This window comes from Streptomyces sp. NBC_01198 (genome assembly GCF_036010485.1).
Classification (GTDB): Bacteria; Actinomycetota; Actinomycetes; order Streptomycetales; family Streptomycetaceae; genus Actinacidiphila.
Genome location: NZ_CP108568.1, coordinates 6,308,108 through 6,330,897 on the forward strand (window position 1 = coordinate 6,308,108; position 22,790 = coordinate 6,330,897).

At 72.5% G+C, this 22,790-nt stretch carries 15 protein-coding genes; 13 read left to right on the top strand and 2 right to left on the bottom strand.

What is annotated here, in order from left to right; translation table 11 throughout:
* The first annotated feature begins 67 nt into the window (after positions 1 to 67).
* From OG702_RS28040 to OG702_RS28065, 6 genes are all read left to right on the top strand, one after another.
* Positions 68 to 712, top strand: coding sequence for a class II aldolase/adducin family protein (locus OG702_RS28040; protein ID WP_327291721.1), 645 nt, complete (start codon positions 68 to 70; stop codon positions 710 to 712).
* A 65-nt stretch (positions 713 to 777) separates the two neighbouring features.
* On the top strand, positions 778 to 1,893 hold the full coding sequence (locus tag OG702_RS28045; RefSeq protein WP_327291722.1) for an alpha/beta hydrolase: 1,116 nt from the start codon (positions 778 to 780) through the stop codon (positions 1,891 to 1,893).
* Between the two features lie 63 nt (positions 1,894 to 1,956).
* Entirely contained in the window at positions 1,957 to 3,327 is a 1,371-nt protein-coding gene (locus OG702_RS28050) for a hypothetical protein (RefSeq protein WP_327291723.1), read from the top strand.
* Positions 3,328 to 3,888: 561 nt separating this feature from the next.
* Positions 3,889 to 5,487: an ABC-F family ATP-binding cassette domain-containing protein gene (locus OG702_RS28055; protein WP_327291724.1), complete on the top strand. Its 1,599-nt coding sequence runs from the start codon at positions 3,889 to 3,891 to the stop codon at positions 5,485 to 5,487.
* Positions 5,488 to 5,938: 451 nt separating this feature from the next.
* Positions 5,939 to 6,160: a helix-turn-helix domain-containing protein gene (locus OG702_RS28060; RefSeq protein ID WP_031522969.1), complete on the top strand. Its 222-nt coding sequence runs from the start codon at positions 5,939 to 5,941 to the stop codon at positions 6,158 to 6,160.
* Positions 6,161 to 6,279: 119 nt separating this feature from the next.
* Positions 6,280 to 7,074, top strand: a complete 795-nt coding sequence (locus OG702_RS28065; RefSeq protein WP_327291725.1) for an enoyl-CoA hydratase/isomerase family protein — start codon at positions 6,280 to 6,282, stop codon at positions 7,072 to 7,074.
* A gap of 13 nt (positions 7,075 to 7,087) precedes the next feature.
* On the opposite strand, the gene OG702_RS28070 is transcribed toward OG702_RS28065, so the two are convergent.
* Positions 7,088 to 7,846 (bottom strand): nucleopolyhedrovirus P10 family protein, encoded by a 759-nt coding sequence (locus OG702_RS28070; protein WP_327293406.1) that lies wholly within the window; start codon positions 7,844 to 7,846, stop codon positions 7,088 to 7,090.
* A 144-nt stretch (positions 7,847 to 7,990) separates the two neighbouring features.
* On the opposite strand from OG702_RS28070, the gene OG702_RS28075 reads away from it, so the two are divergent.
* The 5 genes from OG702_RS28075 (at position 7,991) to amaP (ending at position 10,444) form a co-directional block, all read left to right on the top strand.
* The gene (locus OG702_RS28075) at positions 7,991 to 8,500 is read left to right on the top strand and encodes an Asp23/Gls24 family envelope stress response protein (protein ID WP_327291726.1); all 510 of its coding nucleotides are present in this window, start codon (positions 7,991 to 7,993) and stop codon (positions 8,498 to 8,500) included.
* An 82-nt stretch (positions 8,501 to 8,582) separates the two neighbouring features.
* Positions 8,583 to 8,783 carry a hypothetical protein gene (locus OG702_RS28080; protein WP_327291727.1) on the top strand — a complete coding sequence of 67 codons (201 nt, stop codon included), beginning with the start codon at positions 8,583 to 8,585 and terminating at the stop codon, positions 8,781 to 8,783.
* A complete protein-coding gene (locus tag OG702_RS28085; protein WP_327291728.1) occupies positions 8,783 to 9,151 on the top strand; it encodes an Asp23/Gls24 family envelope stress response protein in 369 nt (122 codons plus the stop codon). The genes OG702_RS28080 and OG702_RS28085 overlap by 1 nt, the downstream gene beginning before the upstream one ends.
* Positions 9,148 to 9,840 (top strand): DUF6286 domain-containing protein, encoded by a 693-nt coding sequence (locus OG702_RS28090; protein WP_327291729.1) that lies wholly within the window; start codon positions 9,148 to 9,150, stop codon positions 9,838 to 9,840. Before OG702_RS28085 ends, OG702_RS28090 begins: the two co-directional genes overlap by 4 nt.
* A gap of 7 nt (positions 9,841 to 9,847) precedes the next feature.
* The gene (gene amaP, locus OG702_RS28095; RefSeq protein WP_327291730.1) at positions 9,848 to 10,444 is read left to right on the top strand and encodes an alkaline shock response membrane anchor protein AmaP; all 597 of its coding nucleotides are present in this window, start codon (positions 9,848 to 9,850) and stop codon (positions 10,442 to 10,444) included.
* A gap of 34 nt (positions 10,445 to 10,478) precedes the next feature.
* On the opposite strand, the gene OG702_RS28100 is transcribed toward amaP, so the two are convergent.
* On the bottom strand, positions 10,479 to 14,402 hold the full coding sequence (locus tag OG702_RS28100; RefSeq protein ID WP_327291731.1) for a LamG domain-containing protein: 3,924 nt from the start codon (positions 14,400 to 14,402) through the stop codon (positions 10,479 to 10,481).
* A gap of 350 nt (positions 14,403 to 14,752) precedes the next feature.
* On the opposite strand from OG702_RS28100, the gene OG702_RS28105 reads away from it, so the two are divergent.
* A complete protein-coding gene (locus OG702_RS28105) occupies positions 14,753 to 22,069 on the top strand; it encodes a polymorphic toxin-type HINT domain-containing protein (protein ID WP_327291732.1) in 7,317 nt (2,438 codons plus the stop codon).
* Positions 22,070 to 22,088: 19 nt separating this feature from the next.
* Positions 22,089 to 22,772, top strand: a complete 684-nt coding sequence (locus OG702_RS28110) for a hypothetical protein (protein WP_327291733.1) — start codon at positions 22,089 to 22,091, stop codon at positions 22,770 to 22,772.
* Positions 22,773 to 22,790 lie beyond the last annotated feature (18 nt).

The window sequence follows — 22,790 nt, forward strand, 5'->3', positions numbered from 1 at the left end:
GACGCTACTGCCCTCCCGGCGGCCACGGCAACGCCTGGCCCGCACCCGACCCGCGAAGGACGCCGCCGTGCGAGACGAAGTCGAGAAAGCCTGGTCGGACGTGGTCGGCACGGCACGCCGTACGGTCACAGAAGGGCTCGTCGTCGGCACGTCGGGCAACGTGTCCGCGCGGGCCGGCGAACTGGTCGTCGTCACGCCCACCGGCGTGCCCTACGACCGGCTGCGCCCGCAGGACGCGGTCGCCGTCGACCTCGAAGGGCGGCAGGTCCGCGGCGAGCTGCGGCCCACCAGCGAACTGCCCCTCCACCTCGCCGTCTACCGCGGCACCGAGGCCCGCGCGATCGTCCACACGCACGCGCCGCACGCCACCGCGGTGTCCACGCTGGTGGACCGGCTGCCGCCGATCCACTACATGACCGCCGCCCTCGGCGGTCCGGTCCGCGTCGCCCCCTACGCGCTCTACGGCTCCCCGGAACTGGCCGCCGCCGCCCTCGACGCCCTGCGCGACCGCACGGCGTGCCTGCTGGCCAACCACGGGACCCTCTCCCACGGCTCCACGCTCGCCAGCGCGTACGAGCGCACGGCCCAGCTGGAGTGGATGTGCCGCGTCTGGCTCCTCGCCACCTCCGCCGGCACGCCCCGCCTCCTCACCCCCACCGACCTGGCCTCCGCGGCCGACCGCCTCGCCGGCTACGGCCAGCCCCCGGCCTGACGGCGCGGCCCTCGAAACCCGCGCCCGAGTGGCCGGAGCCGTGGGGGTCGGTGAGACTGGACGGGATGCGACTACGAACTGCGGTGGCGACAGCCACCGCCGCCCTGGGTGCCGGTACCGCCGCCGTCGTGGCGGTCGGCCGGTACGGCTCGCGTTTCGCCCTCAAGCCGCCCGAGGCGGGCCCGGTACCGGAGGGAATGGTGACCGTCCACGCGGTCACCAAGGACCGCGTCGTGCTGACCAGGACCACCGCCTCCGCACGCCGCGGCAGGTACGGCCTGGCCGCCGACGGCGTGCACGCGCTGGTCGGCGACGTGGCCGACGGCACCGCCTACTCCGTCACCAGGAAACTGCTCGCCGTGCCGCACGGCTCGCTCGACGCGGGCAGCGCGGTCCGGCTGACCCCGCAGGTGCACTACGGGAACCCGCGGGCGGCACTGGGCCTGGACTACACCGAGGTGGACGTGCCGAGCGAGCTGGGCCCGCTGCCCGGCTGGTACCTGCCGGGCGACCGCAACTCCTGGGTGATCACGGTGCACGGCTTCGGCACGACCCGCGCGCACGCGATGAACGTGCTGCCGGCCCTGCACCACCACGGCTTCACCCAACTGGTCCTCGGCTACCGGGGCGACGAGGAGGCCCCGCCGCCGCCCGACGGGATCGGCCACCTGGGCCGCACCGAATGGCGCGACCTGGACGCGGCGATGCGCTACGCCCTGCAGTACGGCGCCGAGCGCATCGTCCTCTACGGCTGGTCCACCGGCGCGACCATGGCACTGCACGCGCAGCACCTGTCCGCGGTCAAGAACCGCGTCAGCGGCCTGGTGCTGGACTCGCCGGTCCTCGACTGGCGGGCGACGGTCGCCGCCGCCGCGGAGTCGCACGGGCTGCCAGGCACCCTGGCCCCGCTGGCCGTACGCGCCGCGGAGGCACGTACGGAACCGTCAGGACGGCGTGGCGCCGCCCCGGCGGACCCGGCGCCGCCGACCGTGCCGACCCTGATCTTCCACGGCCCCGAGGACAGCCTCGCGCCCTGGGGGCGGTCCCGCGAACTCGCGGCGCACCGCCCGGAACTGGTGGTCCTGCACACCGTGCGCGGCGCCGAGCACGGGGCGATGTGGAACGTCGACCCGGCCGGCTACGAGGAGACCCTCCGCCGCTTCCTGACCCCGCTCATGTGAGCGTCGGGGTGCGGAATTCCCGGCCGATTGGGAATCTGGGCGCACAACGGCGAGACTGCTCCAGTGACGTCCCGTAGCCCGCGAGACACTCCGCTCCGCCTCGTCCCCCGCCGGCCGCTCACCGCGGCCCGCAGGACAGCGACCACGCGCAGGTCAAGGCCTCCGCGCCCGCCGGAAGGCACGCCCCCGCTGCCGGAACTCGCCCGGCTCGCCCGGGCCGAACTCGCCGCCGCCGCACGGCTCGCACGCTGGGCGGGCACCGGGCCAGGTACGGCGGGCCCGACCGGGATACTGCCGGCCGACGCGCTCGCCAAGGCCTCGGCCGCGCTGGATCTGACACCCGGCCAGATCCGCACCGCCTGGGACCGAGCCAGGCTGTCCGGGCTGATCGAACTGCACGGCGGCGCCGCCCGCCCCGGCTGGCGGCTGCGGGCCTGGGACACCGACGACACCGCGGTGCTGCGCGGCTGGGTCGCGCTCTTCGACGCCTGGTCCCTCGCCCACCCCTTCCTGCCCGGCGACCGCAGCGGCCCCGACCCGGCGTTGGTCGCCGAAGTCGTGGAGGCGGCACCGCAGTTGCTGTCCTTCCTGCACCTGTCGAACGGCCCCGTGCCGATCGACACGCTGCTCGACCTGCTCCGCCAGCGGGTCGCCGAACTGCGCACAGAACGCCACGAGCCGCCCGCGGACGGGGCGGGCGACCCGCTTCCGACGCTGCTCGACTGGACGCTGGAGGCCGCCGCACGGGTGGGAGCGCTCCGCCCCCGCGACCCGCAGCGGCCCGACGAGGTCACCCTGACGCCGCTCGGCAGCTGGGCGGTGTGGGTCAAGCTGGAGCAGATCTGCGTGGCCGCGCAGGGGCCCGCCGGGCACATGGAGCAGTCCGCGGCCACGATGCTCCGCGCCTGCGCCCGGCTCTCGCCGGGACCGGCCCGCGCCGAATACCGCGCCTGGCTCGCCGCTCGGCCCGTCGCCCCGGCCGTCGCCGAACTCCTCGACACCGCCCGCGGTGACGACGCGCTGCTGCGCGGGCTGGCGTTCGAGGCGCTGCGGGTCGTCGGCGACCCCGCCGAGCCGGCCGTCCGCGCGGTCGTCACCGAGCCGGTGCTGCGGCCGTACGCGGTCCTGTGGCTCGCCGAACTCGACGGCGGCGACCCCGACACCGCCACGGGGCTGCTCACGCGGGAGGAGGCGACGTGGCTGTGGGTCGACACGGCGGCCGCGGTCGCGGACCACGGCGAGGATCATCTGCTGGTCAGCCACCTGGAGACCGCCGTCCAGGGCTCGGTGCCCGGCCTGCTCGAAGAGGTCCGCGACGTCGGCCACCCCCGCACCGTCCAGGTCCTCGTAGCCCTGGCCGCCGCCCACCCCGACCCGGTCCTGGCCAAGGCGATGCGCAAGGCGGCTTTCCAGGTCCACACGGGTGAGGCGTAACCTCTCTGGGGCTGGGGGGGTTGCCACCTGCGGTGGCATGTCGCCCGCCCCGCCGTCCTGGCTTGGCGCGCAGTTCCCCGCGCCCCCAGGTGATTGCCACTTGCGGCAGCGATACACCTTTCCCACCGTCGTGGCGGGTCGCGCAGTTCCCCGCGCCCCTGGGGGTTGCCCTCTGCGGATGAGGCCGAGCTCTCAGGGGCGCGGGGAACTGCGCGACCAGCCCCCGCCGGGCCGCGGGCGACATGCCACCCGCACGCGGCACTACCGTCGGAAAGCCCCCGCCGGGCCGCAGGCGACCGGGGCACCGTACGTGGCACGGGAAAGCCCCCGCCCGGCAGTGGGCAAGAGGCTGCCGCGCGTGGTGCAGGGGGCGTCGGGGCGTGCGCCACGAGGAGGGTGGCAGGTGGAGGGGGCCGCCCGGCCCGGGCGGACAGGGGCGAAGGCAGTTGCACGGAGCCAGTAGACTGGCCCCATGGCCGCACTGTTCCTCGATTAGCTCTGGCGTTCACCGACACGCCCACCCGGCCGTGAGGCCATCCGTCACGCCATGGAGCCAACCCCGTGATCACTGCCACCGGCCTGGAGCTGCGCGCCGGCGCGCGCATCCTCATCGAATCCGCGTCCTTCCGGGTCGCCAAGGGCGACCGCATCGGCCTGGTCGGCCGCAACGGCGCCGGAAAGACCACCTTGACCAAGGTGCTGGCCGGCGAGGGCCAGCCCGCCGCCGGGAGCGTGACGCGGTCCGGGGAGGTCGGCTACCTCCCCCAGGACCCCCGCACCGGCGACCTGGACATGCTGGCCAGCGACCGCATCCTGGGCGCGCGCGACCTCGACACCGTGCTGCGCAAGATGCGCGAGAACGAGGAGCGGATGGCGAACGGAAAGGGCGCCACCCGCGAGAACGCGATGAAGAAGTACTCCCGCCTGGAAACGGAATTCCTCACCAAGGGCGGCTACGCCGCGGAGGCCGAGGCGGCCACGATCGCGGCGGCCCTGGGCCTGCCCGACCGTATCCTCGGCCAGCAGCTGCACACCCTGTCCGGCGGCCAGCGCCGCCGCGTGGAGCTGGCCAGGATCCTGTTCTCCGACGCGGACACCCTGCTGCTCGACGAGCCGACGAACCACCTGGACGCGGACTCGATCAGCTGGCTTCGCGACTACCTGAGGACGTACCGCGGCGGATTCATCGTCATCTCCCACGATGTGAGCCTCATCGAGACGGTCGTCAACAAGGTCTTCTATCTGGACGCGAACCGCTCCCAGATCGACGTCTACAACATGGGCTGGAAGCTGTACCAGCAGCAGCGCGAAGCCGACGAGAAGCGCCGCAAGCGGGAACGCGCCAATGCGGAGAAGAAAGCCGCCGCGCTCAATTCGCAGGCCGACAAGATGCGCGCCAAGGCCACCAAAACCGTGGCGGCGCAGAACATGGCGCGGCGGGCCGACAAGCTGCTCGCCGGTCTGGACGCGGTGCGGGTCTCCGACAAGGTCGCCAAGCTGCGCTTCCCGGATCCGGCGCCGTGCGGCAAGACGCCGCTGATGGCGAGCGGCCTTTCCAAGTCGTACGGCTCGCTGGAGATTTTCACCGATGTCGACCTGGCGATCGACCGCGGCTCGCGGGTGGTCATCCTCGGTCTGAACGGTGCGGGCAAGACCACGCTGCTGCGGCTGCTGGCCGGGGTGGAGACGCCGGACACCGGCGAGGTGACCCCGGGGCACGGGCTGAAGCTCGGCTACTACGCGCAGGAGCACGAGACGCTCGACCCGGAGCGCACGGTGCTGGAGAACATGCGCTCGTCGGCGCCGGACACCGACCTGGTGGAGATCCGCAAGATCCTCGGCTCGTTCCTCTTCTCCGGTGACGACGTCGACAAGCCCGCCGGTGTGCTGTCCGGCGGTGAGAAGACCCGGCTGGCGCTGGCCTCGCTGGTGGTCTCCAGCGCCAACGTGCTGCTGCTCGACGAGCCGACCAACAACCTGGACCCGGCCAGCCGGGAGGAGATCCTGGGCGCGCTGCACACCTTCAGCGGCGCCGTGGTGCTGGTGACCCACGACGAGGGCGCGGTGGAGGCACTGCAGCCCGAGCGGATCATCCTGCTGCCGGACGGCGTGGAGGACCTGTGGGGCCAGGACTACGCGGACCTGGTCTCGCTGGCCTGACCGCGGGTCGCGGGCCGGTCTGCCGGCCGGGCCGCCCGACCCCGGCCGCGGCGCCCGATCAGGCCGGGGCCGGCGGCACCGCCGCCGACCTGCTCGGACGCCGGGTGATCATGCCGATTCGATCATTCGGCCCACCGCGGGTCCGTCATCTGTGTGAGTCCGGCTGGTACCGCCCGCACCCTGTCGCCCGCGGGGCGGCTGTGCAGGGTGATCAGTGGTGTGACATCGGCAAACACCTTACCCACGCCCGCTGACCTGCTGGTATTGCGCGGATGACGTTCGCGGCCGGGAATTGCGCGGCGGAAATTTCCGGCCGGAACCCGTTCTTGGCCCCGTATCCCGGCATTCACGTGGCGAATGTCGGGTGACGGACCTTGTCGAATGGGTGGCCAGGAAGGCGCTTAGGGGTGATCATGAGAGTCCATAGCGCACTTCCCTGGAGGAGGCACGGGTGGCCGAGACTCTGAAGAAGGGCAGCCGGGTGACCGGCGCCGCGCGCGAGAAGCTCGCGGCAGACCTGAAGAAGAAGTACGACTCCGGAGCCAGTATCCGGGCACTGGCCGAGGAGACCGGCCGGTCCTATGGATTCGTGCACCGGATGCTCAGCGAGTCCGGCGTGACCCTGCGCGGTCGCGGCGGGGCGACCCGGGGCAAGAAGGCGGTCACGGCCTGACCGGGCCCTGACGAGCCGATGCGACGGGCGGGCATCTCCCGCACCCCGCGGGCCGGCGAACCGACCGGGTGATTACTCTTCAGTAGTAATCAAGTCCGCGGTCCGCTCGGAGGTGCCCGATGCCCGATGACAAGATCCTGCTCGAACGCGACGGAGTCCGGCTCGTCCTGGACCGCACCGGCACCGTCGCCACGATCACCCTGTGCAACCCGGCCAAGCGCAACGTGCAGTCGCCCGCCCTGTGGCTGGCGCTGATCGAGGCGGGCCGGCTGCTGCCGGGGCAGGTACGGGTCGCGGTGCTGCGCGCCGAGGGCCCGTCCTTCTCCGCCGGTCTCGACCGGCAGGCGTTCACGCCCGAGGGGTTCGACGGCGGGCCGTCGTTCCTGGAGCTCGGGCGCGGGTCGGAGGCCGAGCTCGACACGGTCATCTCCCGGTATCAGCAGGCCTTCACCTGGTGGCGGCGCACCGACCTGATCACGGTCGCCGCCGTCCAGGGCCACGCCATCGGGGCCGGCTTCCAGCTCGCGCTGGCCTGCGACCTGCGGGTGTGCGCGGACGACGTGCAGTTCGCCATGCGCGAGACCAGCCTCGGGCTGGTGCCCGACCTCACCGGCACCAAGCCGCTGGCCGAGCTGGTCGGCTACGGCCGCGCGCTGGAGATCTGCGTGACCGGCCGCTACGTGCACGCCGAGGAGGCCGAGCGCACCGGGCTGGCCAACCTCGTGGTGCCGGCCGCCGACCTCGACGCCGCCCTCGCCGATCTGACGGCCGCCCTGCTTGCCCCGCCGCGCGACGCCGTCAACGAGACCAAGGCCCTGCTGCGTACTGCCCTGATCCACACCGAGACCGAGCAGTTCGCGGCCGAGCGCGCCGCCCAGACCCGGCGGCTGCGCAGCCTGGCCGGCGCCGAGTAGACCCGGCGGCGGCTCACTGCGTGTCGGTCACCACGACCGCCGTGAGCACCGGACCGGGGGAGTCGGTCACCGCCACCGGCTTGATCGCCGCGGTCACCGCCCGGGCCACCACGTACGGGCGGTGGCCCGCCGCCACCGCGAACTGCAGCTGGACCCGGCGGCACGCGTAGTCGCCCTCGCCCGCCGCGGTGTCGCGGACCCGGACACCGGCGCCGAGCCCGGCCAGCCGCCGGGTCAGCCGCACGACACCGGGCACCAGCAGCGCGGCGGCCGCCACCCGGGCTGCGGGATCGCCCGCAGCGGGACCGCCGGCCAGTTCGCGCGCCGGGTCACCGTCGTCCACCACGACGCCTTCGAGCACCGGGTCCGCGATCACCTCGCCGTCGATCAGCCCGGTGACCGCGAGGTCGACCGAGGCGACGGGCAGGCCCAGCCGTTCGCCGGCCGCCGCCCACAGCGCGGCCCGCAGCCGGTCGGCGGTGTGCGGCAGCGGCTCGTCGAGCGACGCTTCGAAGTCCGCGGTGATACGCAGCGGCAGATACGGCAGCGCGCCCACCGGTGCGGCACTGCCCAGCCGTTCCGGCTCGGGTGCGACCTCACCCACCGTCAGGGCCACCGCGCCCAGCCGTACCCCGGGCACGACGGCCGCGGCCCGCCGCAGGGCGGCGACGGCCGCGCTCTCGGTGATCCAGGCGGCGTCCCCGGCCTCGCCCAGCGGCAGGAGCCGTCCCAGCGCCACCTGTTCCCTGACGGTCCTGGCCAGTCGGTCCATGGTCACCGGGCTTCATCGCCTTCCGCTGTGCCGACCACTCGGATGGGGGGTCGGCCGTCCCCTGTGGGCGCATCCCCGCAGCGCGCTCGGGCATGCGCACATAGTGTGGTGCACGGAGCAGCCCATACGAAGGGACGACTCGCGATGACGGACAGCGCGCAGCACAACCGGCCGGAGCCCGACGGCTCGTCACTCGTGGCGGACGGCGGCAGGACCCTCGACAAGGGCACCGCGGGCGGCTCGGCCCGCAAGGCACTCGGTGACCCCGCGAGCCGCGGCCGCACCACCATCGCCGACGGAGTGGTGGAGAAGATCGCCGGGCTCGCCGCGCGTGACGTGGTGGGCGTCCACGCGATGGGCACCGGCTTGTCCCGTACGTTCGGCGCGGTGCGCGACCGCGTCCCCGGCAGCACCCGCTCGGTGACCCGCGGCGTCAAGGCCGAGGTCGGCGAGGTGCAGACCGCGCTCGACCTCGACATCGTCGTCGAGTACGGCGTGTCGATCGTCGAGGTCGCCCGCGCGGTGCGGGAGAACGTGATCGCCGCGGTCGAGCGGATGACCGGGCTGGAAGTCGTCGAGGTCAACATCGCGGTCGGTGACGTGAAGCTGCCGGACGAGGACGATGACGACGACCGTGACCAGCGGGTCCAGTAGTGGCGCCGGTGCGGAACACTGCCCCTGAGATCCGCCCCGCAGCGGTACGGGCGGGCGCGGCCGAACGGACGGGAAGCGGACGATGAGCATGGCGGTGATCGGCCTGGTGGCCGGCATGGCACTGGGGTTCGCCGGGTACTTCGGCGGCTTCGGCGCCTTTCTCGTGGTGGCCCTGCTCGGCGCGGTCGGTTTCGTGGCCGGCAAGTTCTTCGACGGCGACCTCGAACCCGGCGACTTCTTCCGGTCGCGGAACCGCGACCGCGACCGTGACCGGCGGCGCTGATGGTGTCAGCCGCGCCCGGGCAGCTCCCCGCCGCCGAACGCGGCGCCCTGCGGATCGCCGACCGGGTCGTCGCGAAGATCGCCGCACAGGCGGCCGGTGAGGTGCTTGCGCACGCGCCGGGCGCCGACCTGGTGCCGCGCGAGGCGCAACCGCACGCCGCGGTGTCGGTACGCAAGGACACCGCCCGGCTGCGGCTGGCCCTGGAGCTGGGGTATCCGGCGAATCTCGGGGCGGTGTGCGCCACGGTCCGCCGCCATGTCACCGGCAGGGTCGAGGCGCTGACGGGTATGGACGTGCCCGAGGTGGCCGTCGAGGTCGAGCGGCTGCACTCGGCAGCGGCCCGCAAGGACGAGGGGAGGGTCGAATGAGCGACGACTCCGGCAGCCATGTCTACCGTGGACAGGAACCGACCAGGCCCGACTCCGAGAACGCGCGGGTCAGCATCGCCAAGGAACCCGAGGTCGAGCCGTCCGCCGACACCTCCGGGCTGCCCGGCAGCGGCAGCAGCCTCAAGGTCCGCCGCTTCTGGTCCGGCCGCCGGCTCCCGGCCGCGCTGGCCGCCGCGGTGATCTTCGGCCTGGCCGGCCTGTTCCTCTACGACGTCGCCTCGGTCCGCGCCGGCAACAAGGCGCTGCAGTGGCGGGTCAGCCTCGCGCACCAGCTGGCCACCCGCCATCTGGACGACATCTGGATCACCCTCGGCGCCGCGGTGGCGGCCGCGCTGGGCCTGTGGATGCTCATCCTGGCCCTGACCCCCGGCGAGCGCGAGGTGCTGCCGATGGCCCGCAGCGGCTCGGCGGGCGTCCGCGCCGGACTGGACCGGCACGCGGCCGAACTGGTGCTGCGGGACCGGGCGATGGAGGTCTCCGGGGTGCGCTGGGCCAAGGTCGTCGTCGGCCGCCGCAAGATCAAGGCCCGCGCCACCTCGCACTTCCGCGAACTGGAGGCGGTGCGCAGCGATCTGACGTCCGTGCTCGGCGAGGCCGTACGGCAGCTGGGCCTGGCCAGGCAGCCGCAGCTGAGCATCCACTTGCAGCGGGCAGAGAAGAAGGGGTGACCGTGCGATGCGCACCACTTTCAACCGGGTCCTGCTCGGGCTGATCGGCCTGATCCTGCTGGTGGTGGGCCTGGCGGTGCTGTTCGGCAGCTTCGACCTGCAGCGCCACTGGGACTTCACGGTGCCCGACTGGTGGCCCATCACCGGCCCCAAGGACGTGCTGCTCACCGACCACAACAGGACCCGGTTCCGGTCCGACGACTGGTGGTGGCCGGTGGTCATCGCGGTGCTCGCGATCCTCTTCGTGGCCGCCCTGTGGTGGCTGCTGGCCCAGGCCCGCGCCAAGCGGCTGCGGCAGATCAGGATCGATAGCGGTGACGGCCAGGGCGCGCTGCTGCGCGGCCGGGCGCTGGAGGACGTGCTGCGCTCGGAGTCGGAGGCCTACCAGGGCGTCGAGTGGTCCAACGCGGTGCTCACCCGGCACCGCGGTACGCCGGCCGTGCGGCTGGTGATGGGCCTGGCCGCGCACGCCACCCCGCAGGACGTCGTCACCGGCCTGGACTCCGAGGTGCTGGAACGCGCGCGCACCTCCGCGGGCCTGCCCGACCTGCCCGCCGAGGCCCGCCTCCGCGCCGTCCGGCACCGCGCGGCCCGGGTCAACTGACCCCGGACCGCGCGCCGGCCGGGCGGCCTACCCGCTACGAGGTGGTGTAGAGGTGGTGCACCTCGTCGGAGGTGAGGGCGGCCGGGTAGGTGCGGACGTCGGCGACGGAGCCGTTCCACTGGTTGTAGAGGGCGGTGCTGCCGATGATCGCGTTGGCGCCGATGTTCAGCCGGCCGCCCGTGGCGTAGACCGGAGTGGTGTTCTGCGCCGCCGTGTTGGCGGCGACTCCGTTGACGTAGAGGGTCTGGATATGGGTGTCGGCGTCGTAGACACCGGTGATCAGCGTCCATAGCCCGGTGGCGGCGGGCTGTTCCTGGCCGGCCGCGTCGCGGGTACCGCCGTGCGCCGTGGGGAAGCCGACGCCGGTGGTGGCGTCCGTGGTGATCGTCTGGAAGTACCAGTCATGGGTGGATTGCTGGTAGCCGAGGTAGAAGGCCTGGTGGTTGACGGTGCTCTGGCTGACCGCGGTGATCGTGGCGGCGGTGGAGCCGAGCTTGACCCAGGCCGAGACGGTGTAGCTCTTGCTGGTGTCGAAGGCGGCGTGCGCGCTCTGCAGGTACCCGGTGGAGCCGTCGAAGACGGCCGCGGAGGTCGCCGCGCCGGTGTGGTCGGTGCCCCAGCTGGTGCCGCCGTGGGCGGTGGCCGGGTTGCCGGTGTCGATGTCGGCGAGCGAGTTCCTCAGCGGCCACTGGTCGGCGGCGCTGCCGTTGCTGCCGATGGTGTAGAAGGCGGCGGTGCCGGTCACCGGTGAGCCGGCGGCGCCGGTGGCGGTGGTGCCGGGGCGGATGTTGAGGCTGCCGGCGCTGGAGACCGACCACAGGTCGGGGATGCCGTCGCCGGTGAGGTCGCCGTCCGAGCCGACGAGCGGGTCGTTGGCGGTGACCAGGTTGCCGAACTTGGTGCCCGCGCTGACCCCGGTGACGATCGGCGCCGGATCGTCCAGCGGGTCGCCGTTGGCGTCGGTGCTGGTCGTGCCGGTGGTGAGGGTGTAGCTGTCGATGTCGCCCGTGCCGCGGTTACGGGTCCACAGGCCGGGTCTGCCGGTGCCCGCGCTGTCGCCGGGGGACATCAGGTCCAGGTTCTTCCAGCCGGTGGCCGCGACCTTCACCGGCGCGCCGAGCGTCCCGTAGGCGACGGTCGGGTAGAACCACAGGGCCGCGTCGCCGGCGCTGTTGGTCTCGGTGGTGAGCAGCCCGGTGTAGTGGCCGAAGTGGCCGGCGTCCAGGCTGGTGCTCGACACGTCGCCGAGCGCGACCACCTGGAGGGTGGTGGACCAGTCGGCGGCGTAGTCGGTGCAGCCGGCGCACGGCGGCTTGGCGATCTCCTGCTTCTTGTCGAAGCGGCCGTCGGTGCCGGTGTTCCCCGGATTGAAGTAGAAGTCCATCCCGGGCGAGCCGGCCTTGTGGACGATCAGGTCGTCGACGTTGAGCCCGCTGCGCATGCTGCCGCGGTGGCTGATCTGGTAGTTCTTCCAGACGTCGCCGCCGGGGGAGTCGATGGCCTTGGCGCCGAGGCTGACCGCGGGGCTGGTGGCCTGGGTGTTGCCAGGCACCGAGTGGGCGTAGAGGTTGCCGTCGGTCGCCGGGATGACGACGTCGGGGGAGCCGTCACCGGTGGTGTCGCCGAAGACCGGGGCGGGGCCGTGCGGGTTCCACGGCACATAGAAGGCGTAGGGCACGATGCCGGAGTAGTTGCCCGCGTTGTCCTCGGCCTGGATGTAGACGATGTTGGTGCCCCAGTGGGTGGGGAAGACCGCCAGGCCGGCGGAGGTCGGGAGCTTGGCGCCGCACTGCCAGCCCGCGTCGGCCAGGGTCGGGTCGAAGCTCCAGTGCATGCACGCCAGGCCCGAGGGGGTGCCGTGCGGCGCCGGGTCCGTCGCGGTGAACGGCACCCAGCCGCCGCCGCCCGCGAAGACGCCGGTGACCTGGCCGTTGCCCGAGGGCGGGAAGGTGACGGGGAGCGAGCCCGCCGGGATCAGGTCGGGTGCGGTGGGGACGGTGACCGTCGGCGGTGTCAGGTCCACCCGGAAGTGGCAGTGCGCGCTGGGCGCGGCCGCGGAGGTGAGGATGCCGTCGTCCGAGGCGACGTCCCAGCCGTAGGAGCCGCCGTCCTCCAACTTGCTGGACGGGACGGTGTAGACGGCCTGGTTGCCGGAGGCCGCCAGGCCGGTGTAACCGCTGGCGACGGTCCCGTCGGTATCCCACAGGTCGAAGTAGCCGCGTACCGGCTGCGCGGGGCTGGTCGGGCTGGAGACGTTCGCCTTGAGTTGGAGGCCCTGCGCCCCGGGGTTGCCGAGGAAGGCGGAGGTGGTGGGGTTCGCGGTCGTCTCGCAGCCCTGGTTGGTGTTGTTCGAGGCGTAGCGCGGGGTCGGGGATGCGGTGAAGCCGGTGGGGAGGTCGGGAACGCTGTCGTAGGTGACGCTCAGGGTCGCCTTGTTCGACACCCGCTTGAGGCCGTTGGCGTCGGACTCGTCGCCGTAGATCCCGAAGGTGACCACGCCCGGGTTGGTCCCGCCCATCGCGGTGCGGACGGCGCCCAGCGCATTGTAGTCGAACGCGACGTCGCCGCAGTCGGCCGATCCGGTGCCGCCGACGCTGTCGGTGCCGACCAGGCTGCCGCCGGGCTGGTTGCCCCAGTTGGTGCCGTGGCCGATGGCGGTGCTCGACGCGTAGGCGCGTACCGAGTACTTGTTGGTGCAGCTCCAGTCCGCCGAGTACGTCTGGGTGACCGTCAGGGTGGCAGCGCCGAGGGTGTCCTCGACCGCGTGCAGGGACGCGGTGTTGAACTGGAAGTAGGTGCGCTCCTTGTCGGAGGGTGAGCAACTGCCGCCGTCGGGGTAGGTCCCGCACACGCCGACGCCCGGCTGCGAGCTGTGGGAACTGCCGTACTGCCCGAAGTTGTCCGCGTCGGGGTGGGCGGACTGGACCCAGGTCCAGGTGGGGGCGCCTGCCTTCCACGGCAGGTAGGACGGGTCGATGTAGACCGGGTAGTGCGTGCCGGCGCCGTGCAGGATGTCGGCGGACGGGGTGAGGGTGACCGCGTCCGCGCTGGCGCTGACCGGGATCTGCGCGGTCTGCGCCCCGGTGCCGGGGCCATCGGGGGTACTGGGGTCGGTGCCCGCGACGGTCTGCGGCGCGGCGGCGTCCGCCGTCGGCGCGGACTTGGCGGCGGCCTTCGCCGCGGTCACGCCGGGACTGCTGGAGTCCCACATGGTGGGGGTGGGGGCGACGAACTCGACGGCACCGGTGGCGTCGACCGCCTGCAGGCCGCCCGTGGTGTCGGACTGCATGGTCAGCCCGGAGCCGGTGGTCGACAGCCGCAGCGAGGCGAGCGCCGGGTTCGCCGCTGCGGCCGCGGTCCTGACGACCAGGACCTCGCGGATGCCGCCGACGTCGGTTGCGGTGACGTCGAGGTCGACATCGGGCAGGACGTCGCCGTAGACGGCGGTGTCGCCGTCCAGGGCGGGGGCGGGCAGGGGGAAGGGCATGCCGATCGACAGCGTCCTGCCGTCCGGGCTGGTCAGCTTCGCCAGCGGCGCGCTGCCGCCGCCGGACAGGGTCAGGGAGTTGAGCGAGGCCTTGGCCGACAGGGTCCCGTCGCCGTTCGCCTTGAGCGTGCTGTCGACCGCCACCCAGCTGCCGCCCTGCTGGACCCGGGTGGGCGTCGGGGTGCTGTCCTGGGTGAGCGTGCCGTCCGGGTTGGCGGTGGTCTGCGCGTACGGCGTGGTGAGCGCGCCGACGACGACCGGCTGCCCGCTCGCCTGCGCCTGGGCCACCGCCCGGGCCTCGGGTGTGGCGTCCGCCGGAAGCCCGGTGACATGGCCGTCGACGGGATCGGTACCGCTGTCGGCCGCCGCCGGTCCTGCCAGTCCCGCTGTCGCCGCCCCCGCCAGCGTGAGTGCGAGTGCCAGCAGGACACCGACGGCCCGTCTGCCGTGCCTGTCCCGTCGGCGCTTCACGCGCGTGGATCTGCTGATGCCCCCCATCGGGCTCCCCTCCCTTGCGGCGCCCTGTGGCGCTGTGGAGCCGCACAGTAAGGGCAGGCGGGAGGCGTTCGTCAAGCGGCGAGATCCGACATGTCACCCATCGGACGGACTGTCAGCCGATAGGTTCCCGGGACTTGGTAAAGCTATCGTCAACATACTTTACCAGATGAAAAAAATATGAGTTCTGAAGTATATCCTCGCCGTCTCACCTGTGGCCGTCGAGGACCTGATCCCGGCGGCCGGTCGCTTGCGAGGGAGTTCTCGTGGGTCTTTGGGGACAGGCTCGGCCCGGCACAACCAAGGGCCGTTCACGATGGACCGATGTGCTGACGGTGCTCGCCACCGTGGCGGCACTTCTCGGTCCGGTCTCGGCGGAGGCGACGGCCAAGCCCGTCGACCCGCACACGATCTGGTCACCTCCTGACACGCCGCTGCCGAAGACCCCTTCGGTCCCCGGTGCGCAGTTGGCGGCTCCCGCCCATCCGAAGCCGGACCGCCCGGTGCCTGCCGAGTGGGCCGGGCCGCCCACCCAGGCCGCGACCGTCGCGGGGACCACGACGCTCGACCTGCCGGCCGCCACCGGGTCCTCCCGGCCGCAGCCCGCCCGCGCCGCGAAGCTCGGCGTGTGGGTGCGCCCGTCCGCGGCCTCCGCCAAGCCGGCCGGGCCGGCCGCGGGAGCCGCCGCCGCCGCGGACGCGAAGCCTGTCGCGCCGGCCGCCGCCGGCACCCCGGTCACCGTCGACGTCGTCCCGCCCGCGGCCGCCGCCGCGACCGGTTACCACGGCTCCGTCGTGGCGCTGTCCCGCGCGGCCGCGGGACCCGCGGCATCGGTCGAGGTCGGTGTCGACGTCAGCGCCCTGGACGCGGCCTACGGCGGTGACGTCGCCGCCCGCTCGCGCCTGGTCGCCATCCCCGCCTGCGCCCTGACGACCCCGCAGGCCCGCGGCTGCGCGGCCGCCACGCCGCTGCCCTCGCACTACGACCCGGCGACCCGGCGGCTGACCGCCGACGTGGTCGTCCCCGCGACGACCGGTCCGGCGGCGTCGGCCGCGACGGCCGCCGCCGGCGGCCTCGTCATCGCCGCTGACACCACCCCCGCGGGCGGCGGCGGCAGCTACGCCGCCACCAGCCTGAACCCCAGCGGCGCCTGGGCCGCGGGCTCGGCCAACGGCGGCTTCGGCTACAGCTACCCGATCCTGCTGCCGCCGGCCCCCGGTGGCGACACCCCGGCGGTGGCGCTGTCCTACGACTCCTCCTCGGTGGACGGCCTGACCTCCTCCACCAACTCCCAGTCCTCCTGGATCGGCGACGGCTGGGACTACTCGCCCGGCTACGTCGAGCGCTCCTTCAAGGGGTGCGACGACGACGGCATCGCGCACTCCAGCGACATGTGCTGGGGCGGCGACAGCATCACCCTCTCGCTGGACGGCCAGTCGAGCCAGCTGGTCCACGACGACAAGAGCCCAGGCACGTGGCGGCTGCAGAACGACGACGGGTCGAAGGTCGAGTTCCTGTCCGGCGCGGTCAACGGCACGCCCACCGGCGAGTACGTCAAGGTCAGCACCACCACCGGCAACGTCTACTACTTCGGCCTGAACCACCTGCCCGGCGGCGACGGCACCGACCCCGCGACCCACTCCGCCTGGACCGAGCCGGTCTACTCGCCCAAGAGCACCGACCCCTGCTACGACGCCGCCAAGGGTGACGCCTCCTGGTGCCAGACGGCCTGGCGTTTCAACCTGGACTACGCCGTGGACGCGCACGGCAACCTCACCACCTACAGCTACCAGCCCGAGACCAACTACTACGAGCGCGGCGCCGGCCAGAACAACGGCACCGGCACCCTCACCCCGTACACCCGCGGCGGTGCGCTGACCACCATCGCCTACGGCGTACGGCTGCCCGACGAGGTGACCGCCAAGGGCGCGCTCAAGGCGCCCGCCCGCGTGGTCTTCACGCCCGCCCCCGAGGGCCGCTGCTCCACCGACGGCGGTTACACCTGCGACGGCGCCGCCCTCACCAAGGACGACGCCTCGCACTGGCCGGACGTCCCCTTCGACCAGAACTGCGACAAGGACGCCACCGCCTGCAAGAACTACGGCGAGAGCTTCTGGTCGAACCTGCGGCTGCAGACCATCAGCACCCAGTGGCTGACCGGCGGCGGATACAAGGACATCGACAGCTACGCCCTCACCCAGCACTTCCCCGACCCGAAGGACGGCACCAAGCCCAGCATGTGGCTCGACTCCGTCGTGCGCACCGGGCACGACGGCCCCGACCTCTCGCTGCCGCCGGTCACCTTCACCCCGGTCGAGATGCCGAACCGGGTCGACGGCACCAACCTGGTCCCCGCGCCCGCCATCTTCAACCGGCCCAGGATCCAGCGGATCACCACCGAGACGGGCGAGCAGATCCAGGTCGACTACCGGTTGCCGGCCTGCTCACGGATCAGCAACGTGATGCCGGCCTCCGCCGCGTCGGACACCATGGCCTGCTATAACGTCAAGTGGTATCCGCCAGGCAGCCAGTACGGCGCCGACCCGGTCTCCGACTGGTTCAACCGCTACCAGGTCGACTCCGTGACCGAGAACGACCCGGTCGGCCACACCCCCTCCGTCACCACCAGCTACGACTACGGCCCGGCGGCCTGGCACTACGACGACAGCGAGCTGACCGACCCCAAGACCCGCACCTGGAACGACTTCCGCGGCTTCGCCTCGGTCACCGCCGTCACGGGCGACGGTGAGGACGGGCCCAAGTCGCAGACCGTCACCCACTACCTCCAGGGCATGGACGGCGACGACAACGGCAGCGGCGGCCACCGCGCGGTCACCGTCAAGGACTCGCTCGGCGAATCGATCACCGACTCCGACTGGCTGTCGGGCCAGAGCTACGAGACCGACACCTACGACAAGGCGGACGGCGGCATCGTCGCCTACGACGTCACCACCACCACCGCCTCCGACCCCACCGCGAGCCACTCGCGCGGCACGTCCCTGCCGGCCCTGACCGCGCGCTACCTCGGCGTGAAGACCGTCGCCACCACCAGGGCGAAGAAGAAGAACGGCTCCTGGCAGACCGTCACCACCACCACGGTCGGCGACCCGGACCACGCCGACCGCACGTCGACCGTCGACCGGGTCGCGGACGGCCAGCCCGAGCAGTGCATGCGCTCCTCCTACGCGGCCGGCCCCGATCCGCTGATCACCGGTCTGAACGACGAGACCGTCACCGTGTCCGGCACGAACGCCTGCACCGCGAAGCCGGCCACCGCGAACACCGTCTCGGACAAGCGGACCCTCTTCGACGACAAGCCCTTCGGCCAGGCCGGCGACACCGGGAACGCGACCTCGCTCCAGGTCCTCGACCACTACGACAGCACCGGCAAGCCGGTCTACGCCACCACGGGCAGCAGCGGTTACGACCTCTACGGCCGCACCGTCAGCGCCACCGACCCCAACTCGACCGACGCCGCGCACCCCGACGGCGCCACCACGACCACCAGCTACGACTCCGCGCACCCCGGCGAACTGACCTCCACCGTCACGCTGCTCAGCCCCGCCCCGGGCAGCGGCACCCCGTGGAAGTCGGTCACCACCCTCGACCCGGCCCGCGACCTGTCGCTGACCACCACCGACATCAACACCAAGGTCACCTCGGCGGCCTACGACTCGCTCGGCCGGCTCACCAAGGTCTGGAACCCGGGCCGCACCACGGGCCAGAACCCGAGCATCGTCTACAGCTACGCGGTGAACGGCTCGGCCGGACCGTCCGCGGTGACCACCCGGAGCCTGACCAGCGACACGCCGCACTACAACACCTCCGTCGCCATCTTCGACGGCTTCGGGCGCCAGCTCCAGCAGCAGAACACACCCGGCATATCCGCCTACCACGGCCGGGTGCTGACCACTACGATCTACGACTCCCAGGGCCGGGTCCGGGAGACCCAGGCGCCGCGCTACGACGACACCGCGCCGCCCGGCACCGTCCCCTCACTGGCCGACGAGGCCACGGTCCCCGGATCGACCAGCACCGACTACGACGGCCTCGGCCGTCCGGTCGCCTCGGTGTTCTCCGCCTACGCCGTGCAGCAGTGGCGCACCACCACCGCCTACCCCGGCATCGACGAGACCGATGTGACGCCCCCCAAGGGCGGCACCCCGACCACCACCATCACCGACTCGCTCGGCCAGACCAGCCAGCTGTGGCAGTACAGGACCGCCACCGCGACCGGCACGGCGACCGACGCCGACGTGACGGCGTACACCTACTTCCCCGGTGGCGCGCAGTCCGGCCAGACGGACTCGACGACCAAGAACACCTGGACCCGCACCTTCGACCTGCGCGGCCGGCAGACCTCCGCGACCGACCCCGACACCGGCAAGGCCACGTCCACCTACGACGCCGACGGCCGGATCAAGACGGTGACGGACGCCCGTGGCGTCACGCTCTCGTACGACTACGACCTGATCGGGCGCAAGACCGCCGCGTACAGCACCACACCGCCCAGCAGCACCAAGGTCCAGACCGGGGCGTGGACGTACGACACCGTCGCCGGCGCGCTCGGTGAACCGGCGAGCTCCACCCGCTATCTGAACGGCGACATCAGCAAGCCCTACACCAGCACGGCCGACGGATACGACAGCGGCTACCGGGTGACCGGCAGCACGGTGAGCCTGCCGTCCTCGGAAGGCGGGCTCGCCGGACCCTTCACCACGACGACCACCTACAACCAGTTCACCGGGGCGCTGGCGTCGTCGCGTACGGACGCCCGCGGCAACCTGCCCGCGGAGACCCTCACCTACAGCTACGACCCCAACGGCGCGCTGCTCGGCTACGGTTCGAGCGCTGCCGTCTACGACCTGTCCACCGACTACGACGCCTTCGGACGCCCGGTGCGCACCACGGTCAACCCGTGGGGCACCGAGATCGTCGCCACCGACAACTACGACCTGTCGTCGGGCGCCCTGCTGAGCTCCTACCTGGACAAGCAGACGGCCGGTACCGGCGCGGTCCAGCAGACCACCTACACCCGCAACGCGGCCGGCCAGCTGACGGCGATCAGGAACATCCCCGACAACACCCCGGCGCAGACCGACCAGCAGTGCTTCGGCTACGACTACCTCGGTCGGCTGACCACCGCGTGGACCGACACCGGCGGCATCACCACGCAGGCCCAGCCGTCGGTGCCGAACATCGGCGGCTGCAAGAACAGCACTCCCACCAGCGGAGCCGCCGCCGGCAAGACCACGGTCGGCGGCCCGGCACCGTACTGGACCTCCTACGCCTACGACGCCACCGGCAACCGCAAGCAGTCCGTCCGGCACGACATCACCGGCGACACCACCAAGGACGTCACCACCAGCCAGGTCTTCGCGCCGGCCGGGCAGCTGAACACCCCGACCACGGCGGCGAACACCGGCGGCGGCACCGGCGGCCCGCACGCCCTGCTGAACACCACGAGCACCGGGCCGGGCAACCCCGGACCGACGTCGTACCAGTACGACGCGCTGGGCAACACCACGGCGGTCAGCGGCACCTCCGGCAGCAGCTCCATGACCTGGAACGCGGAGGACAAGCTCGACACCGTCACCACGGCCGGCACCACGGGCAGCACGTCGTACGTCTACGACGCCGACGGCAACCTGCTGCTGCGCCGCAACCCCGGCAAGACCACGCTCAGCATCGGCGGTGACGAGCTGACCCTCGACACCGGCAGCGGCGCGGTCACCGACGTGCGTACCTACCAGCTGCCCAACGGCCTCAGCGGGGTCCGCCAGGCGACCGGCACCGCGGGACTCACCTGGCAGCTCGCCGACGACCACGGCACCGCGACCCTCGCACTGGACGCCTCGACGCTGACCGAGACCCGCCGCCCGGCCGACCCGTTCGGCAACCCCCGTGGCACCCAGCCCACGGTGTGGGCCGGCGACCACGGATTCGTCGGCGGCACCCAGGACCCTGTGACCGGGCTGACCCATCTCGGCGCACGCGAGTACCAGACAAGCACCGGCCGCTTCCTCAGTCCCGACGCGGTCATGGACAACGGCCAGCCACAGCAGTGGAACGGCTACGCCTACGCGAACAACGACCCGGTCGACCTCAGCGACCCGGCGGGCACCGATCCGGCGGGCACGCAGAACAGCTGCCTGTACGACCAGTCGGAATGCGGCCCGCACCCCGGCGGCGGCGCGTCCTCCGACGCCCAGTGCAACGGCCACCCGCCGTGCGCGTCCAACCCGGCGGGCGACGCCTCCGGCACCGTCGGCAGCGGTTCCGGCGGCTCCGGCGGCCACCACAAGTCCAAGCCCCCGAAGTCCGGCGGCTTCACCGTCGGCACGGCGAAGGACGGCCAGCCCACGCTGGACGGCATCCGCGTCCCGACCGTCACCGAGCTGTACCGGCTCGACCCCTACGCGCCCGACCGCTCCTACACCCAGCAACTGCAGGACTGGGCGCACGGCAAGTGCGACAACACCACGGACGTGCCGAGCGTCACCCAGTTCTGCAAGGACGCCCGCGCCGCCGGTGTGCTCGGCGACGACTCCGGGATCCATCTGACCTGGGCCGATCTCGACCCGTTCGGCGTCATCGACAGCTACAACTGCATCAAGCACGGCAAGTCCTGCGGCGCCGCCGCCGTGGACATCGGGATGGACCTGCTCTTCCAGTCCGAGAGCAAGGTGGGCGCGAAGATCGCGGAACGCGCCGGGGCCAAGATGGCGACCGAGGCCGCCGAAGGGGACGGGGCCAAGGCACTGGAGGACTTCCTCAAGTGCTCCAGCAACAGCTTCCCGGGCGACACGCCCGTCCTGCTGGGCTCCGGCGGCACCGAGCCCATCGACCATCTCGCGGTGGGCGACACGGTGATGGCCACCGACCCGCTCACCGGCAGGACCGGACCGCACACCGTCACCAGGGTGATCAAGACCCTGACCGACACGGACTTCACCGACCTGACCGTCACCGCTCCGGCCGGCTCGTCGGTGATCACCTCCACCCAGCACCACCCGTTCTGGGACGTCACCAGGGACCGCTGGGTGGACGCGGTGGACCTGCACGTCGGCGACCGGCTGCGCACGGCCGACGGCCGGACCGTCCAGGCGGCCCACCTCCGCGACTACACCGGCCACATCGTCACCTACAACCTGACCGTCGACCGGGTGCACACCTACTACGTGCTCGCCGGCGGCACCTCGGTGCTGGTCCACAACAACAGCTGCCCGCTGTTCCCGAACCAGATGATGGACGAGGATCTCCTCAGGGAGGAGCTGGCCGATGCCGCGGCGGCGGGGGTGGCGCCCATCGCCACCGGATCCCAGGCGTTCCAGGACGCTGTCAGCGAGGGCGGCAAGTACCTCTGGGGGGTCGACGGGTCGGGCGAGCTGCGGATCATCCACGACGTGTCCAGCAAGGTCAAGCACTCGGTGCTGTTCAACGGAGAGGATCTGCGCGGCGCGGGCTCGGTGGTCTTCGCGAACGGGGAAGTGAGCATGATCGACAACACGTCCGGGCACTACTGGCCGCTCTTCGAGGAGGACTATGACGTCTCCCAGTTCCTGCCGTCCGGCGTCAACGCCTTCCGCGAGGCGGGCGTGAACGTGCCGGAAGGCGCCATCGAGCAGCGCTCAAGAGGATGACCGAGGAGCAGCACCGCACATGACCGACGTGATGTCCGACTACCGCCGCCTGGTCCGCCTGACCACTTCGCAGGAGGTCGCGGAGTACGTGAGGGGGAACTTCCGCGGGCGCGTCCCGGGGCAGTACCTGGCGGCGGTGGTCGACATCGCCTCCACCGGCAGCTACCCGGTCAACCGCGAGCCGGGGATGGACCGCGCCACCCGGCTCGGACTCGCATGGCGCCTGCTCGGCCTCGGTGAGGCCGAGCAGGCGCTGCGGCCCGAATGGGTCGCGGCGCGGTGCCTGCGCCTCGCGAGAGAGCTCGCGGAAGAGCCGGCGGCCGGCGGTGTGCCCTCGGAGTTCACCGTGGACGCGGCGGTACGCCGGGGCCTGCGGTGCCTCGGGCTCGGCCGCCCGCGGGCGCTGGAGATCGCCCGGCAGCGCCGCCGCAGCTATGCGGCGGCGCTGCCCGCCCGGCCGTCAGGCGAGCAGCTGGCGCGGGCCACCGCGGTGCCCGGCGACCGCGACCTGCTGCGGATCACCGTCCTGCTGGACGAACTCGCCTGGTTCGAACGCCGGGTGGGCGACCCGGCGGCAGCCGCGGAGCTGCGGGCATGGCTGGCGATCAGGGACGACCTCGGCCTCGGGGACGAGATCGCGGAGCTGCTCGCGGAGCGGATCCGTACCACCCCGCCGCCCTCGGCGGCGCAGGGCGGTTCGTAGGGGGTGCGACACCGCGGA